The organism is uncultured Draconibacterium sp. (assembly GCF_913060805.1).
GTDB lineage: Bacteria > Bacteroidota > Bacteroidia > Bacteroidales > Prolixibacteraceae > Draconibacterium.
Genome location: NZ_CAJXTC010000043.1, coordinates 26,648 through 42,030, shown reverse-complemented (window position 1 = coordinate 42,030; position 15,383 = coordinate 26,648). Strand labels below are relative to the sequence as shown.

The window sequence follows — 15,383 nt, the reverse complement described above, 5'->3', positions numbered from 1 at the left end:
AATAAAAAAAGAAAAAGAGTACCTACAAAATTACATTAATCCCTTGTCTGTTTCATAAGAATAGAGAGGGACGATTGCGTCGAAGGCACAATCAGGGTGAGTCAATAAATTCTTAGCCCGATTTTACTATTGGCTTTCAAGTTACTTTAACAAAAAAAGCGAGTCTCCTTCCGGAAACCCGCTTTTGTATTTTCTTATCGATTTGCGACTACAGTTGATAGAGTTCATCGGCCCGAATCAATTCGGTTTTATGTTTTTGCAACATTTCCACACAGCGCTCAACGCGTGTTGGACGAATAACGGTTACCGCTCCTTCATCCTTCATCGAAAAAGCGTACATGTATTCAATAAACACTTCTTCTTTTTGCAGGATATCCAACAACTTGCTTAAGCTGCCCGGCTGATTCGGTGTTTTAGCCAAAACAACATCGGTGGTTTTTACTGAAAACTCGTTTTCTTTTAACACCTTACATGCCTTATCCGGGTCGGAAACAATCATGCGCAGAATTCCGAAATCAGAGGTATCGGCAATGGTGAACGCCGACAGGTTTATTTCGGCATCGGCCAGTATTTTTGTCACTTCGTTTAATCGTCCTGACTTGTTCTCTAAAAAAACAGATACTTGTTTAATGATCATGGCGTTTAGATTTTACGGTTATCGATTACACGTTTTGCTTTACCTGCAGTACGTTCTATGGTTTTAGGCTCTACCAGTTTTACATCCACCGAGATACCCAGCGTACTTTGAATATTGTGCGTTATTTTCTTTTTCAGTTTCTCCAGTTCGCGAACTTCATCAGAGAAAAACTGCTCTTGCACTTCCACCATCAGTTTCAGCACATCGAGTGTTCCTTCGCGCTCCACAATCAACAGGTAGTGCGGTTCTGTTTCGCTCATTTCCAATAGTACACTTTCAATTTGCGACGGGAATACGTTCACCCCACGAATGATCAGCATATCATCCGAACGCCCTTTACATTTTTCCATACGTACTAGTGTACGTCCACACTCGCATTTATCGTAAATAAGTCGGGTAAGATCGCGCGTACGATAGCGCAGAATAGGAATTCCTTCTTTCGTGATCGTTGTAAATACCAACTCTCCCACTTCGCCCGGTGCAACAGGTTGCAGTGTTTCCGTATCGAGAATTTCGGGGATAAAATGGTCTTCGTTAACGTGCATGCCTACCTGATGTTCGCACTCACACGAAACTCCGGGGCCAATCACTTCACTCAAACCATAAATATCAATGGCTTTTAACTTCAGTTTCGCTTCAATTTCCTTACGCATGCTTTCGCTCCATGGCTCGGCACCAAAAATACCTACGCGTAGTTTCAGTTCTTCCGGATCGATACTCATTTCCTGCATTACTTCGGCTAAAAACAAAGCATACGATGGCGTACAGGCAATTACTGATGAGCCAAAATCCTGCATTAGCTGAATTTGCTTTTGCGTATTTCCACCCGAAATTGGGATTACTGTTGCTCCAAGGTTTTCAGTTCCGTAGTGCAATCCCAAACCACCGGTAAACAGTCCGTAACCATAGGCCACCTGTACAATGTCGTTACGTGTTACACCCGACATACACAGCGAGCGGGTAACCACTTCGGCCCACATGCTGAGGTCGTTTCTCGTGTAACCTACTACTGTTGGTTTTCCGGTAGTTCCCGAGCTGGCGTGAACACGCACAATTTCGCTCATGGGCACGGTAAACATTCCAAACGGATAATTATCGCGCAGGTCTGTTTTGTTGGTAAACGGCAGGTTTTTCAAATCTTCTACCGAACGCACATCGCCGGGCAGCATTCCAATTTCCTGCATTTTTGCGCGGTAACTCGGTATATTGTGGTAAATACGCTGAACGGTTTGTTTCAAGCGTTCGCTTTGCACAGCGGCCATCTCATCACGAGAAGCGCATTCTATTTTTTCATTCCAAATCATAAAATTTAGTTGATCTTAGTAACTGTTAGGAATTTATAATTTCATTTTATTATTCGTCTTTTCCACTTATACTTCGGAATAATTTCCTTAAATAGCTGGTGTTATTCGCGTCAATTATTCCTTGTTTAAGTTAAAAATCCTTCATAATAATTCTAAAAAATAATTTCCTAACAGCTACTTTGGTTTTACATGTTGTTTTTTGTTCTACAATCGGGCATTTACGCCAATGCTATTTCCCGTAAACCACCTTGTCTTCAAGAATTCGGACATGGTTGATCTCCAAACGGCGAACAGCCTCCAATACATCGGGTACTTCAAGTAGCAGCACTGCCAAATTATTTTCGGCAATGAGCCTTGTGTAAGCACTTTCGATATGAATGCCGGCACGAGCAATCTTCACCAGAATCTCATCCAGACCACCCGCTTCATCTTTCATTTCAAGCGCAATCACCTCTTTCATCGCTACCGAATTTCCGTGATCGGCAAGAATTTTATAAGCTTCATCGGGCTGATCGACCAACAAACTTAATACGCCCCATCCGTGTGCCATGTTATTTAAAGTAAGCGTACGAATGTTGATTCCTTCTTTTTTTAGCAACGCGGTAATCGCCTCAAAATGCGTGATCTTGTTCTCCAGAAAAACAGATATTTCAAATGCCATAATTGTAGTTTTTTAGTTTATTCAACATGGTTTCCGTAAAAATAAAGTTTATTAGGTAAACATTCACCAACGGAAATCATATTTTCAATTCGTTCAAAACCCGTACCGTTATTTTATTCCGTGGTAACAGGTTGCCAGGTGCTCGTCGGACGTTTTTTGCGTAAACAAAGAAACAGCGATCAGCACCACTATCGATACCGGCATGGCAATTACCATCGGGTCGATGATCATCCACGGAAACTCGGTTGCCAGCGTTGGTTTGCCAAACAGTGCCTGGCAAATTCCCAGTGGCTCCGATTCTTTTGCATGCATAAATGCCAGTGCAAAAGCACTTGCCAGCAAACCGGTTATAATACTCCAGATTGCGGCTGTTTTTGTTACACGCTTCCAATACAAAGCGGCAAAATACACGGGCAGAAATGACGCCGCACAAATGCCAAAGAAAATGGCTGTTCCGCGTGCGATAATACTTCCGGGCAACTTATAGCCAATAATGATACTGATTATGATAGCCACGATGATCGAAATTTTCGACAGCATCATGGAATTGAATTTCTTTTTTGGAAAAACATTCTCGATAAAATCGCGCCCCAACGAAGTTCCCATGGCGTGAAACTGCGAACTCAGCGTTGACATACCGGCCGATAAAAGCGCCAGCATAAACAGGTACACAAACCATTCGGGCATGGCGGAATTAATGTATTCCGGAATTATCAAATCGACATTTCCTTTAGCAAACTGAATGGCCAACTGCCCCGATTCGTTGTGGAAATACACATTGGTTAGTGCGCCAACAGTAAAGATAAAGCCGGTGGCGACAAAAATGAAAATACCTCCGATTAAAACAGCACGGTTCAATTCTCGATTACTTTTTACCGTCATAAAACGAACGATCAGCTGTGGTTGTGCAAGCACACCAACTCCTACCCCCAAAATAATATTGGTTGTTAGCGCCCACCACCAGGCCGAGTTCATTTTCGGGAAAACCGTCCAGCCTTCATGACCGGCAGATTTCAGGTTTTCTGGCACGAGGTCTACCATATTTGTAAGCGCCTGATGTGCTCCGCTCACTCCACCCAACTTTTGGTAGGTTACAATCAGCAGGAAAAACAAACTCAGGAACATGATACTTCCCTGTAGCGCGTCGGTGTACATTACACCTTTTAAACCTCCGGCAATTACATAAGCCGCAATAATTATGGAGAAAAAGGTAAGTGCCAGTGAGAAATCAATTTCGAAGATACTCTCGATAAAACGTGCTCCGCCAATCAATACCACGGCGGCATAAAGCGGCATGGATACAAAAATTACCGCACCACTGATGATCTGAATTTTTTTCGATTGAAAACGGTTTCCCAAAAATTCAGGAAACGTATGTGCATCAAGATTATGCCCCATTTTGCGGGTAACGCGCCCAAAAAATATGAAGGCGATAAACACGCCCACAATAATGTTCAGTGCAGTCAGCCAGATCAGGCCCATTCCGTACACTCCGGCAATTCCGCCAAAACCTATAATGGCAGAGGTAGAAATAAAAGTTGCGCCATACGACATGGCCATAACAAACGGATGAATATCTCTTCCGGCAAGTAAATAATCTTTTGCCGATTTTGTTTGACTGTAGCCCCGGTAACCGAGGTAAGCAATTACTAAAAGGTAGATTACAACTACCAATCCCAGCGTAAATGTGTTCATAGCAGTTGTTTTAAATTTCTTCTTTTAAATGTTCATCTTTTTCTTCCCAATCCAGGTCGCGCTGAATTTCGTCGGTACTGGTTTCCATTCCTTTATTCCAGTTTAACGCCCCGTACACCACACAGGCAATTAAACCTACCACAGACAAAAGGTAGCCGAGAATTATCCCGGGATCGTTGATTCCTAGCATAAGTTTTTTAGTTTTTTGGTTGAGTATTTTTTATTAACTGGTTCCGTAAACGGTTTGGTCGTCGATGATTTGCACGCCTTGTTGTTCCAGTTTTTTTATCGATTCGGCATAATCATCAACATTCAATATCAGAATAGCTTTTTGTTTTTCGGTGATCACGCGGCCAACGGCATTATCGAAATTCACCTCAGCTTTTGCTACTTCCATCAGCAGATCGTCGAGGCCACCTGCTTCGTCGCGCATTTCAAGAGCGATAACTTTACGCAGTGCCACCGACACTCCTTTTTCTGAAAGTGCAGCTTTTGCTTTGTGCGGATCGTTAACAATCAGGTTGAGAATTCCCCAACCATTTGCGGTATCGTTGATCGCCATTGACCGAATATTGATCTGAGCTTCTTTCAGCACTTTTGTTACCCGTTCGAAATGACCGATTTTATTTTCGAGAAATATTGATACTTCGTAAGCCATGATTTTAAGACGGAAGACCGAAGATGGAAGATGGAAGACCGAAGCAACTACCTTATTTAAACGGCAACTCCTATTTCCATTCTTTTCTGCTCTTCCATTTTTTATTGGTTTGATTTAGTTTTTTTATCTCAACATTGTTGACTGCCAACTGCGACTGTCAACTAATTTAAAAGTCCGTTTTTGCGGTTGTCGGTAACGCGAATAGCTTTGCCTTCCGATTTTGGAATAGAACCGGCTTCCACCAGTTTTACAATTGGTTTTGCCAGCACTTCATCGCGAATCTGGCGGGTAATGGTATTGCTCAAACTATTCAGACGTTTGATATCTCCCCTAAACCAGTCGGATTTTACTTCTACTTCCACTACCATTTCATCGGCGCCGTTCATAGTCTCCAACGTGATCATATAATCCGATCCCACTTCCGGAATTTTCATCAGCACCCCCTCAATTTGCATCGGAAATACGTTACAACCTTTTATGATGAACATATCGTCTGAACGACCTGTAATTCTATCGATGCGGCGATGCGTCCGTCCACATTCGCATTCTCCAGGAATAATCCGCGTAATGTCGCGTGTTCGGTAGCGAATCAGCGGCATGGCTTCACGGTCGAGTGTTGTCATTACCAACTCGCCATACTCGCCATCAGGAACAGGCTGAAGTGTTTCCGGATCAATAATTTCCACCACATACGAGTCTTCCCAAATGTGTAGACCGTTTTGGTGCGTACACTCAAAAGCCACTCCCGGACCGTTCATTTCCGAAAGTCCAAAAGAATTAAATGCCCGCACGCCATACATTTCTTCAATACGTTTGCGTTGCGCGTCGGTATGAGGCTCAGCGCCGATCACCAAAGTTTTTAGCTGCGTATCTTTTTTAGGATCGAGTCCTTCAGCCTCGAAAACTTCGTACAAGCGCCCCAAATAACTTGGAATAGCATGGGCTGCGGTCGTTCCGTAATCGCGCATCAGTTTTATCTGGCGCAGACTGTTTCCTGCACCGGCAGGAATACTTAGCGCTCCAAGCGTTTCAATACCGTACTGAAAACCCAGTCCACCGGTAAACAATCCGTAACCACAGATATTCTGAAAAACATCGGTATCGCGAATTCCTGCACAAAACAGCGAGCGTGCCATTAGATTGGCCCACGATTTCAGGTCGTGACGGTTATGAAAAATTACTGTTGGATTTCCGGTGGTACCGCTGGAACTGTGCAAACGGATGATCTCCTTTTTCGGCAGACTTAAAAAGCCATACGGAAAATGTTCGCGCAGATCCTGTTTGGTGGTAAAAGGCAATTCCTCTATTTGTGAAATGTCTTTTATTGCACCCGGTTTTATATTCTTTTTGCTGTACAATTCGCTATAAAACGGCGACCTGCAAGCATGTTCTATCGTTTTATTCAGGCGTTCAACCTGAAGCTTTTGCAGGCTATTCTTCCCTAAAGTCTCGAACTCTTCCTGCCAAAATTCCTGCGCCATAATCTAAAAATTATAGGTCAGCATTAACAAAATCCGGTGGTTGGTGGCGTTTACGGTATCGTCGTAAAGTCCGTCGGAGAAATCGAATGTTCCGGTTCCGTAATCAGCCGAATCGATCTCATACTCTGCTACAAAACGCAGGTTTTTGTAATTATACGCGTAATACGGTGCTATACGCCATACCTGTTTCATGGTCGGCATCAATCCTTTTGTTTGTGCTGCCCCATCGAAATTATACAGGGCATCTTTTGTTCCGAAATTCGTAGACATTCCGGCAAAAAATCCCAGTTGTTTTTGCGTTCCGTAAACCACATTCACCAATGTAGATGAAGTTGTATAATTGGTGTAGGTCATTCCGCCAGTTGCCGCATCGTATGATTTTACCCCGTAACCACCAATCATCAGCATATTCGTCAGGTTCTGGCCCACCATTTCTTTTACCAAAAAGAACCACTTATCTTTTTTGTAACCGGCGTAACTCATAACCGCATAACTGGTATTCAGCTCATCGCTCTGAAATTTGCCTGCCGTTCCTTCGGTAATATCGATGGGTTTTATGGCATTAAACTGACCTGCAATTCCGAGACTCATGCCGTTATCGTTGTAATATAAACCGGCCACCAATTCCGGGATTCCGGCATTACGTTTTGCCAGGTTCTTGCTGTTGGTATTGGGAACATCGTAAAAGCCGGCCGAACAATACTGCTGCTCGTACAAAGCGGTTAACGAAAGAGTGGTTTTAGCGCCAAGTTTGTAATCGAAGTCGATTTGTGGCGAACGGTTAAACGGGTTGTAAGGACTACCAGTGTTCAATCCACCAACCTGCGGGAAGAATGCGCCACTTCCATTCCACAAGGGATGCCAGGTTTGACCAATAAGTAACGATGATTTCTCCCAATCGAGTTTTACATATGCTTTTCGCAAACGCAATACTTCGGGGTATTCGCTTACAATTCCGGCAAAATCGGTTTCGAAATTGGCGGATGTTTTCGCTCCTAAAATTTCAGGTCCGGTAATGTTAAAACCAAAGCGGGTTGCCATAGCCGTAAAACCATGGATTCCTTGCTGGTTGAGATCGTTACCTTCGGCATCTAATCCTTTGTAAAGAGGGAAAAGATAGAAGTTGTCCTGCGCGGCGTTAAGTCCTTTGTACGAATCGTAATAATACTCGCTTCGGATAAAACCGTAAAGTTCGATCGATGATTTTTTTGCAGAAACTTTGTTGTCGTCCTGTGCCATGACAAAGATGGAAATCAGACACAGAATAGCTGTTAGTGATAAATATTTTTTCATTGTGGAAATGATTAGTTGTTTTTAGTTGATTGAAAAATGATTGTGTACCCGAAGTCCGCGAATCAGCCCTTCGGGTAAAAACAGAAGTAATCTAATAAGAAATAATATGTTGCTGTCTTAAACACGAGGCTCAAAATTAGCAATTTTACAGGCCTGCCCAAGGTTGTACTTACAATTTGAATCCTAAATAGGCTTATTTATTTTGATTTCAAACTACACATAAAAAAGCTATCATTAACTTATTCTTTATTGCCATAGGTTTAATAGAATTGCGATCGGAGCATAAAAGACTTAATTTTGACTAACTCCGACATTTATGTCGGGGAATAACCACAACTTTTAACCCGGGCTTTAGCCCTCAACCTTCGGGCAATATAGACTACAATCATTCTGAAAATCAAACAAAAACATTCTTCTCGCTTCGCTGCGACTTCCTTTTTTTCTACAGCCAAAAAAAGGAAGCAAAAAATGCCGCCGCTGACATGAAAATTGCTAAAATTTCGGAATCTCCACTAAAAGAAAAGAACTCCACTGACGCTCCATCCTTCCGGTCAGTGTCAAACAGCTTTTCTTTTTTAACGTGGTGCTTCCAAAATTTCTTAACGCATTTTCCTGAAGGCGGACTTGGCGGGCTATAAACCATCAAATTTTTTATAAATAATCTTCGTGAAATGGACTTTTTTGATCGAGTGCTATTCAAAGCAAAATCTTACTGTAAGCGGGAAGCTCCGAAGCCCCGAGACTTCGAGGGAGGATATCAGTTTGTATTGTCAGTTAATTTATTCTGACCCCTTATTATCCCCCAAAGGGGGATGTTTCCTCTCCGCCAGTTGGCGGAAGGCCAGGTGGGGTCATATATCGGTATTATTCAAATAGCCATCAATAAAAAAACCCATTCGCGAACAATTGTCCGGAACGGGTTTCTTATAATGGTTATGAAATTTTTCTATTTGTTTGCCAAAGCGAATTCCAAACCGGCTTTAAAAGCTTTGCGGTTCATTTCTACCACTGCTTCACCTTTACTACTAAAAATGTGTGCAATTCCGGCTTCTATTTTTTCCGGTTCAATATTCAGAAAAGGAGTAGCTGCACCCAGCATCACCACATTCGATGCACGTTTATTACCAATTTCTGCAGCAATTTTATCAGCATCGATGGCTACAAAACGTGGCTGTTTTTCTATTTCTGCCAAAACAGCATCCACATCCGGGTAATTCGGGATGTTGATAAAAGGAGTGGTATTGGTTACCACATAACCTTCGGACGAAAGAAATGGCAGGTAACGCAGCGCTTCCATCGGCTCCACCGAAAGAATAAGATCGGCTTTTCCCTGTGGAATTAAATCGGCAGCAATTTCGCTGTCGGAAATACGCAGGTGTGACTGCACTGCCCCACCACGCTGGCTCATTCCGTGCGTTTCGGCCTGTTTCAAAAACAAATTCTCGCTAATGGCTGCATCGCCAATTATCGATGCAATGGAAAGAATTCCCTGTCCGCCAACTCCGGCTAATATAATATCTGTCTTCATTTCTACTTATTTATTGGGGTTATCTTTCATTTTCTTTGCCTTGCGCAATCGTTTTGCCGCTGCCTGAATACACTCGCGACGGAAAACAATTACCGAAACACCTTCGTAAGCAATTTCTTCTTCGAAAGTCTCCACCATCAGATCGTGGTATTTTTTCAGCGGTGTTAACACGCGAATATGATTTGGATCAACGCCAACACCGGTACAAATGCTTTCGATCTTTCCGAGTGCCGAAGAATCCTGTCCGCCGGTCATCGATACCGATTCGTTATCAGAAATAACAACCACAATATTCGCCTCATCGTTAACAGCGTCAAGCAAACCGGTAATTCCCGAGTGCGTAAAAGTAGAATCGCCGATAACTGCCACGGCAGGAATCAATCCTGCATCGGCAGCACCTTTTGCCATGGTTACCGAAGCGCCCATGTCAACACAAGAGTAAATACTTTTGTATGGCGGCAAAGCACCCAGCGTGTAACAACCGATATCGGAGAATACGCGTCCTTTGGTGTATTTATCCAGCGCCTGGTTCAATGCTTTGTACATATCCTGGTGACCGCATCCCTGGCACAATGCCGGCGGACGGTTTACTACCAGCTCCGGAACATCAGCACCAACTTGTGTTTCTTTTCCCAGTGCTTTAGCAACCAAGTCGGCATTCAGTTCGCCGTCGCGTGGCAAAGCACCACTTAAACGCCCCGAAACCTGAATATCCTTTTTGAACACAGCCTTAATGTGCTCTTCCACTACCGGATAACCTTCTTCCAGCACCAGTACCTCTTCGCAATGTTTGGCCATTTTATCCAAAAACTTTTGCGGAACCGGGTATTGCGAAAGTTTCAGCACGGTATACGGGCAATCGTCTTTCGGATAATTTTCCTTGAGGTAATTGTATGCAATACCACAAGCAATAATTCCAAAACTTTTGTCTTCGCCTTTGGTGTAAACGTTGTATTTCGATTTTTTAGCTGTCTTCTCAAATTGCTCCTGTTTCTCAAGAAGTCCTTTGTATCTTCTTCGGGCAATAGCCGGCAGCAATACAAACTGACTTGGATCAGATGGTAAAACCATGTCGTTTTCAGGCAGTACCTCGCTGCGAACAACTCCGGCTCGCGAGTGCGCCAAACGTGTAGTAATACGCACCATCACCGGCACTTCCAGTTTTTCTGACAGTTCAAAACCTTCGCAAACCATGTCGTAAGCTTCCTGCTGGTTGCTGGGCTCCAAAATTGGTATCATGGCAAACTTACCGTAGAAACGCGAATCCTGCTCGTTTTGCGACGAGTGCATCGACGGATCATCGGCAACGGTAACGATCAAACCACCGTTTATCCCGGTAATTGCTGAGTTAATAAATGCATCGGCAGCCACATTCAGTCCCACATGTTTCATACAAACCATGCTGCGTTTCCCGGCGTACGACATTCCTAAAGCGGCTTCGTAAGCTGTTTTTTCGTTGGCCGACCATTTGCTGCGAATACCTTTTTCAATGGCAAGTTCATTCTCCTGAATAAACTCTGTTATTTCTGTTGAAGGAGTTCCGGGATAGGCATAAACCCCTGAAATTCCGCCATCAATGGCGCCCTGCCCGATGGCTTCAACTCCTAAGAATAGATTTTTTTGCATTTTGGTTTAATTTTCGAAGCCAACAAAAGTATCAATTTGAGTTTTTTATGCAATTAGGATTGTCATGTTTTGTCCTTATAATCAATATAAATTAGCTACCGCTTTGATTCCAATCTATAAAACGGCACTCCCTCTCATTTGCAATAAGGGTATTGAGATTGCTTCGTCGTAGCTCCTCGCAATGACATAATCGCAAAAATAGTCTGCCGCGGACCGTAAGCAGTTATGCCCAAATAAACTTTATCGTGGTCCGCGGCTAATCATACCATAATTAATAGTCATTGCGATCCCGATTTATCGGGAGAAGCAAACTCCTCTCCCACACATTAGCAAACAAGATATTATAGTTTGCTTCGTCGTACCTCCTCGCAATGACGCAATCAGATATAATAAGTCTGCCGCGGACCGTGTGCAAACATGCCCAAATAAACTTTATTATGGTCCGCGGCTAATCATACCTATTATTTTAGTCATTGTGATCCCGATTTATCGGGAGAAGCAAACTATGGTTAAAGTTCAATGTGAAGTTTGAGCTTGCGTCGTTTCAAACGACAGGAAGGCGTTTCCCAATTTTGTACCAAATGTTACAACACATCTAATAAACCTTGAGCATATTTGCCGAAGACAAACAAGATTATGACCCGAAAAAGTTGGATAAAATCGTTCAAGAAACTACATAAATGGCCGGCAATTGTTATTGCTTTTATTGCCATTCTTTTTGCTGCATCAGGAATTGTTATGAACCACCGGCAGCTGTTTTCCGGTGTTGATGTTTCCAGAAAGCTGCTGCCCGAAAACTATCATTACCAGAACTGGAACCTGGCGGCGGTTCGTGGTTCTGTTCAGCTGGAAGATGCCAATTTAATCTATGGAAATATTGGCGTTTGGAAATCGGATAACAACCTTGAAGACTTTGCAAACTTTAACCAGGGATTTCCTCAAGGAATTGATAACCGGAAAATATATTCCATCGTGTTGTTTAATGATGTTCTTTATGCCGGGACACACCTTGGATTATACAAACGAAACACAACAAAAGACATCTGGCAGAAACTTCAAATTCCGGTGGAAAAAGAACGTATTGCCGATCTGGAAATAAAAGACAACAAGTTGCTGGTGCTTACCCGTCATTATTTGCTGGAAAGTGCCGATGGACAACATTTCAAAAAGATACAACTGCCGGAGCCGGTAAACTACGAACGCAAAACAGGCCTGTTCAAAACCTTTTGGGAATTACATAGCGGAGAACTTTTTGGATTGGCAGGCAAATTATTTGTCGATTTGCTTGGGCTGATAACCATTTTGCTTTCGGTTACGGGGCTGTTGCACTTTTTCTTTCCTAAATGGATAAAACGTAAAAAGAAGAAAATCCAGTCGAGGACAGAAAAACTAAATCACCCTCTGCCCCCTCCAGGCGGTAAGCGAAATAATGAGGTTGCCGGAAAAGGAAATGCATCCATAGATAAGTTGGTGAGGACAAAAAAGCTGAACCTGAACTGGCACAATGTTGTGGGTTATGTTTTTGCGCTGTTCCTGCTCATCAATACTTTTTCAGGGATGCACCTGCGGCCGCCCTTTTTAATTGCCATTGCCAACAAACAGGTGGGTATTATTCCGGGCACGCATCTCGACAGTCCAAATCCGTGGTTCGATAAACTGCGTCGTGTACATTGGGACGCTGCCCACCGACGTTATATATTTTCCACTTCCGACGGGTTTTACTTTGCTGACGAAAACCTTAGCGACAAACTCATTCCCGCCCCATCGCAGCCTCCCGTAAGTGTTATGGGCTGTAATGTGCTGGAACCGGTTGGAGAAGATTTTTTGATGGTGGGTTCGTTTAGCGGGATGTTTGTATGGAATCCGCAAACCGGAATGGTTGCCGACTTTTTTACCGGCCAGCCTTACCACGCGCCACAGGGAATGGCGCGCCCCATTGGTGCCAACACCGTTGCCGGGTTTGTACAATCGGGCGACAAAAGCTGGTGGTTCGACTATACCAGGGGAGCTATCGCAATCAATGCACAAAATGAGTTTGCCGCCATGCCCGCTGAGGTGTGCCAAGCTTCGCCCATGTCCTTATGGAATGTGGCTCTTGAAATACATACCGGCCGTATTTTTGAGCATCTCGTAGGGAGCTTTTATATTTTGTTTGTGCCGCTGGCCGGTATTTGCCTGATGCTGGTACTCATCAGCGGATTTTTCCTGTGGTGGATGGTATTCCGCAAAAAACAAAAAAAGAAAAGCCCCTCTCCCCCTCGTTTGCAAACAAGATATTGGAGATTGCTTCGTCGTACCTCCTCGCAATGACGCAATCCGATATAATAAGTCTGCCGCGGACCGTAAGTAGTTATGCCCAAATGAACTTTTTCATGGTCCGCGGCTAATCAAACCCATTATTTTAGTCATTGCGATCTCGATTTATCGGGAGAAGCAAACTCAGGTTAAAGTTCAATGTGAAGTTTGAGCTTACGTCGTTTCAAACGACAGGATTTTTAACCCCTCGTTACAAACGAGGGGCAGGCGTTCCTCAATTTGTACCAATTGTTACAAAATGAAAACCAAATGTTAAACATATTTGTGCCTCTAAAGCAACCGTATGACCCGAAAAAGTTGGATAAAAACATTCAAAAAACTACATAAATGGCCGGCAATTGTTATTGCTTTTATTGCCATTCTTTTTGCCGCATCAGGAATTGTGATGAACCACCGGCAGCTGTTTTCCGGTGTTGATGTTTCCAGAAAGCTGTTGCCCAAAAATTATCACTACAAAAACTGGAACCTGGCGGCAGCTCGTGGTTCTGTTCAGCTGGAAGATGCCAATTTGCTTTACGGAAATATCGGCGTTTGGAAAACGGATAACAACCTTGAAATCGTTGCAGAGTTTAACCAGGGATTTCCGAAAGGAATTGATAACCGGAAAATATATTCAATCATTCATTTTAAGGATGAACTTTTTGCGGGAACGCACATGGGATTATACAAACGAAGCCAAACGGAAAACAGTTGGCAGAAACTTCAAATTCCGGTGGAAAAAGAACGTATTGCTGACCTGGAGATAAAAGATGATAAACTGTTGTTACTTACCCGCCATTATTTACTGGAAAGTAGTGATGGGCAAAACTTTAGCAAAATACAGTTGCCGGAGCCGGTTAACTACGAACGTAAAACAGGCCTGTTCAACACCTTTTGGGAATTGCACAGTGGAGAACTCTTTGGATTGGCAGGCAAATTATTTGTCGATTTGCTTGGGCTGGTAACCATTTTGCTTTCGGTTACGGGGCTGCTGCATTTTTTCTTTCCGAAATGGATTAAGCGTAAAAAGAAGAAAATCCAGTGGCGGACAGCAGAAGTTGATCACCCCCTTCCCCCTCCAGGGGGTAACCAAAATAATGAGGTTGCCGGAATAGGAACTGCATCCATCGATAAGTTGGTGAGGACAAAAAAGCTTAACCTGAACTGGCACAATGTTGTGGGTTATGTTTTTGCGCTGTTCCTGCTCATCAATACTTTTTCGGGAATGCACTTGCGGCCACCCTTTTTAATTGCCATTGCCAACAAACAGGTGGGTATTATTCCGGGTACACATCTCGACAGTCCAAACCCGTGGTTCGATAAACTGCGGCGTATACATTGGGACGCTGCTAACCGTCGCTACATTATTTCCACGGTTGATGGATTTTATTTTGCTGAAGAAAACTTTAGCAACAAACTTATTCCCGCCCCAATTCAGCCTCCCGTAAGTGTTATGGGCTGTAATGTGCTGGAGCCGGTTGGAGAAGACTTTTTGATAGTAGGATCGTTTAGCGGAATGTTTGTGTGGAATCCGCAAACCGGCATGGTTGCCGACTTTTTTACCGGGCAACCTTACCATGCTCCGCAGGGAATGGCGCGGCCCATTGGCGCCAACACCGTTGCCGGGTTTGTACAATCGGGCAACAAAAGCTGGTGGTTAGATTATAGTGGAGGAGCTATCGAACTCAACGCACAAAACGAAAAAACCACGTTTCCTGCAATGCCCGAAAAAGTACGCCAAGCTTCGCCAATGTCGTTATGGAATGTGGCACTTGAAATTCATACCGGCCGTATTTTTGAGCATCTCGTCGGGAGCTTTTATATTTTGTTTGTGCCGCTGGCCGGTATTTGCCTGATGCTGGTACTCATCAGCGGATTTTTCCTGTGGTGGATGGTATTCCGCAAAAAACAGAAAAAGAAAAGCCCCTCTCCCCCTCGTTTGTAACGAGGGGGTAAAGAAGATTGCTTCGTCGTACCTCCTCGCAATGACGTAATCAGATATAATAAGTCTGCCGCGGACCGTAAGCAGTCATGCCCAAATAAACTTTGTCATGGTCCGCGGCTAATCATATTATAATTAATAGTCATTGCGATCCCGATTTATCGGGAGAAGCAATTTCTGGTTAAAGTTCAATGTGAAGTTTGAGCTCTTGTCGTTACAAACGACAGGATTTTTAACCCCTCGTTGCAAACGAGGGGTAGACG

At 43.6% G+C, this 15,383-nt stretch carries 12 protein-coding genes; 2 read left to right on the top strand and 10 right to left on the bottom strand.

The window, feature by feature from the left end; translation table 11 throughout:
• Positions 1-208 precede the first annotated feature (208 nt).
• The 10 genes from QZ576_RS19670 to QZ576_RS19625 form a co-directional block, all read right to left on the bottom strand.
• The gene (locus tag QZ576_RS19670; protein WP_297100389.1) at positions 209-637 is read right to left on the bottom strand and encodes an ACT domain-containing protein; all 429 of its coding nucleotides are present in this window, start codon (positions 635-637) and stop codon (positions 209-211) included.
• A gap of 5 nt (positions 638-642) precedes the next feature.
• Positions 643-1,941, bottom strand: a complete 1,299-nt coding sequence (locus QZ576_RS19665; RefSeq protein WP_297100385.1) for a phenylacetate--CoA ligase family protein — start codon at positions 1,939-1,941, stop codon at positions 643-645.
• Between the two features lie 229 nt (positions 1,942-2,170).
• Positions 2,171-2,602 carry a hypothetical protein gene (locus QZ576_RS19660; RefSeq protein ID WP_297100382.1) on the bottom strand — a complete coding sequence of 144 codons (432 nt, stop codon included), beginning with the start codon at positions 2,600-2,602 and terminating at the stop codon, positions 2,171-2,173.
• Positions 2,603-2,710: 108 nt separating this feature from the next.
• Positions 2,711-4,297, bottom strand: coding sequence for a sodium:solute symporter (locus tag QZ576_RS19655; protein ID WP_297100381.1), 1,587 nt, complete (start codon positions 4,295-4,297; stop codon positions 2,711-2,713).
• Between the two features lie 10 nt (positions 4,298-4,307).
• A complete protein-coding gene (locus tag QZ576_RS19650) occupies positions 4,308-4,487 on the bottom strand; it encodes a symporter small accessory protein (protein ID WP_297100378.1) in 180 nt (59 codons plus the stop codon).
• Between the two features lie 33 nt (positions 4,488-4,520).
• Complete coding sequence (locus QZ576_RS19645; RefSeq protein WP_297100376.1) at positions 4,521-4,955, bottom strand: hypothetical protein; 435 nt, start codon at positions 4,953-4,955, stop codon at positions 4,521-4,523.
• A 161-nt stretch (positions 4,956-5,116) separates the two neighbouring features.
• Positions 5,117-6,436 carry a phenylacetate--CoA ligase family protein gene (locus QZ576_RS19640; protein WP_297100373.1) on the bottom strand — a complete coding sequence of 440 codons (1,320 nt, stop codon included), beginning with the start codon at positions 6,434-6,436 and terminating at the stop codon, positions 5,117-5,119.
• A 3-nt stretch (positions 6,437-6,439) separates the two neighbouring features.
• Positions 6,440-7,729, bottom strand: a complete 1,290-nt coding sequence (locus QZ576_RS19635) for a hypothetical protein (protein ID WP_297100370.1) — start codon at positions 7,727-7,729, stop codon at positions 6,440-6,442.
• A gap of 946 nt (positions 7,730-8,675) precedes the next feature.
• Positions 8,676-9,257 (bottom strand): indolepyruvate oxidoreductase subunit beta, encoded by a 582-nt coding sequence (locus QZ576_RS19630; RefSeq protein WP_297100365.1) that lies wholly within the window; start codon positions 9,255-9,257, stop codon positions 8,676-8,678.
• Between the two features lie 6 nt (positions 9,258-9,263).
• On the bottom strand, positions 9,264-10,883 hold the full coding sequence (locus QZ576_RS19625) for a thiamine pyrophosphate-dependent enzyme (RefSeq protein ID WP_297100362.1): 1,620 nt from the start codon (positions 10,881-10,883) through the stop codon (positions 9,264-9,266).
• A 636-nt stretch (positions 10,884-11,519) separates the two neighbouring features.
• Here QZ576_RS19625 and QZ576_RS19620 point away from each other — a divergent pair.
• A complete protein-coding gene (locus QZ576_RS19620) occupies positions 11,520-13,193 on the top strand; it encodes a PepSY domain-containing protein (RefSeq protein WP_297100359.1) in 1,674 nt (557 codons plus the stop codon).
• A gap of 289 nt (positions 13,194-13,482) precedes the next feature.
• Positions 13,483-15,123, top strand: a complete 1,641-nt coding sequence (locus QZ576_RS19615) for a PepSY domain-containing protein (RefSeq protein WP_297100357.1) — start codon at positions 13,483-13,485, stop codon at positions 15,121-15,123.
• Positions 15,124-15,383 lie beyond the last annotated feature (260 nt).